Origin of the sequence: Paenibacillus pseudetheri, assembly GCF_924513355.1 — a bacterium.
In the GTDB taxonomy this organism is placed as follows: Bacteria; Bacillota; Bacilli; order Paenibacillales; family Paenibacillaceae; genus Paenibacillus_AQ; species Paenibacillus_AQ pseudetheri.
On record NZ_CAKMAB010000087.1, the window covers coordinates 1 to 1,747 of the forward strand.

Sequence of the window (1,747 nt, forward strand, 5' to 3'; positions counted from 1 at the left end):
CCCCCAAACTCCTTACCCCACAAGCCCTCCCAGACTTTCCCTCACCCTTCTCTTCACCACATCAAACCACTAAAATATTGATGTGAAATCCGATAAATCAACGAATTATCTAAAACCAAGGAAAATCAGCAAAAAAATGCAGTTAAAGTTTGATGTGAAACCGGAGGAAAATCCTGAGAAGATCATGGGCTTCTCACTTCGATTGAGAAGATAATTGAGAATAAAATTAATTAATCAAGGATAAAGAATAGAGTAATAAATTGAGGGGAATGCAGATGTGACAGGGCTTTGGCGGGTTTCTAGTTCGAAAAAAAGAGGTGGAAAATGTTTGGGGAAGGCGTGAGTTAATGGGTGGGGAAATGGGCCGAGGGAAAGAAAAAGCCGAGGAAATCAGGAGTGGATACCTGGATTTTGCTCGGCTGGGTGGAGAATTTTAAGTGTAATGGGTAAACTTTGTGAGACATGGGTGAACTTTATTGGGAGGGCACTGGCTCATTACAATAAATTGTTGTTTTGAGACCTTTGAATACCACTATGTTTTTCAACGAAATCAAAAATTCAAAAATACAATACAGTATTGTTCTCAACCCTCTTGTCACACTTGGTTTTGAGGTGTTCTTTTTTATATGTATCAAATGAACAGTGCGTTTAGGTTCTCAGTTTGTTAAGTGGTCAATAATATTATTGATGGTACCTGTATTAATGTTCGAGCCATCTGACATCATTTATTTCAGTCATTATAGGGTCTATTATTAATCAAAATCATCATAAAAATCAGGTATATAGGGTTCATCAGGTTCATCGGGTTCATTATCAAGTTGGTCAGGTTCTTCTGTTGGATCTGTCGCTTCAATTACCCCAAAAATCATTGAAGTCGATACAAGTCGATGACAAAAGAAGAGTCTTTGTTGCATCATCATGGTATCCAGATAAAATGTCAATAGTTATAGAGGCGTCTACTTGGCAAGTTATTAATCCGCTTAACTCTATATCATCTTCTTTACTACCAACATAATAGTAGTGCTCCACATAAGCTGTAAATCCAACCCTACAATTAATATCAACAATATCATCAGCGATTGTCTTTGAGATAACCTGAACGAGGGTAGTCCCTTTTCATGACGATATTGAACGTTTAGATTCAATTCCGGGGATCGCCACTCGAATGGCGGAACAGATCTTAGCGGAAATAGGGACGGAATATTAAGAAGCAGTTTCCCAGTACTGCACATTTATGCTCATGGGATTGACTCGTACCTGGGCATAACGAAAGTGCAGGAAAGAGGAAATCTGCCAAAGCCAAAAATGGAAACAAATATCTGAAGTCTGCCTTAGTAGAAGCAGCTCATTCTGTTGCTGCGTCAAAGAACTATCTAGGTGCCATGTATAGACGAACGGCAGCACGAAAAGGAAGAAAAAAGGCAGCGATTTCTGTTGCTCATGCTATGTTGAGAATAGCCTACTATCTTTTAACACGTGAAGAAATGTATATGGACCTAGGCGAAGATTATCAAAGATAGCCATATTCTTCATTTCGGGCGCTGCACCTTTTTTAAAAAATGAATGTGCTGCGTCTTATTTACTTTTGCCTTTTTACAGTAACTGCATATTTATTTTCATGGGAGTTCTAGAGTAAAAGGCTGAACAAATTCAGCCCCTCCTCATCAAACCGTACGTGAGGTTTTCCCTCATACGGCTTTCCGATGTCCGTCACTCATGGGCATGCAGATTACAATAACGTTTTAAG

1 protein-coding gene and 1 pseudogene are annotated in these 1,747 nt (G+C 39.1%); one reads left to right on the forward strand and one right to left on the reverse strand.

The features are described 5' to 3' along the window. Positions 1-752: 752 nt before the first annotated feature. Positions 753-920 carry a hypothetical protein gene (locus L1028_RS30965; protein ID WP_234541956.1) on the reverse strand — a complete coding sequence of 56 codons (168 nt, stop codon included), beginning with the start codon at positions 918-920 and terminating at the stop codon, positions 753-755. A gap of 390 nt (positions 921-1,310) precedes the next feature. On the opposite strand from L1028_RS30965, the pseudogene L1028_RS30970 reads away from it, so the two are divergent. Continuing rightward, positions 1,311-1,520 (forward strand): annotated as a pseudogene (locus L1028_RS30970) (IS110 family RNA-guided transposase); the annotation flags it as partial. Positions 1,521-1,747 lie beyond the last annotated feature (227 nt).

Coding starts and splice junctions, on each gene's coding strand:
- L1028_RS30965 (WP_234541956.1), bottom strand. CDS start 920: ATGATGATGCAACAAAGACTCTTCTTTTGTCATCGACTTGTATCGACT.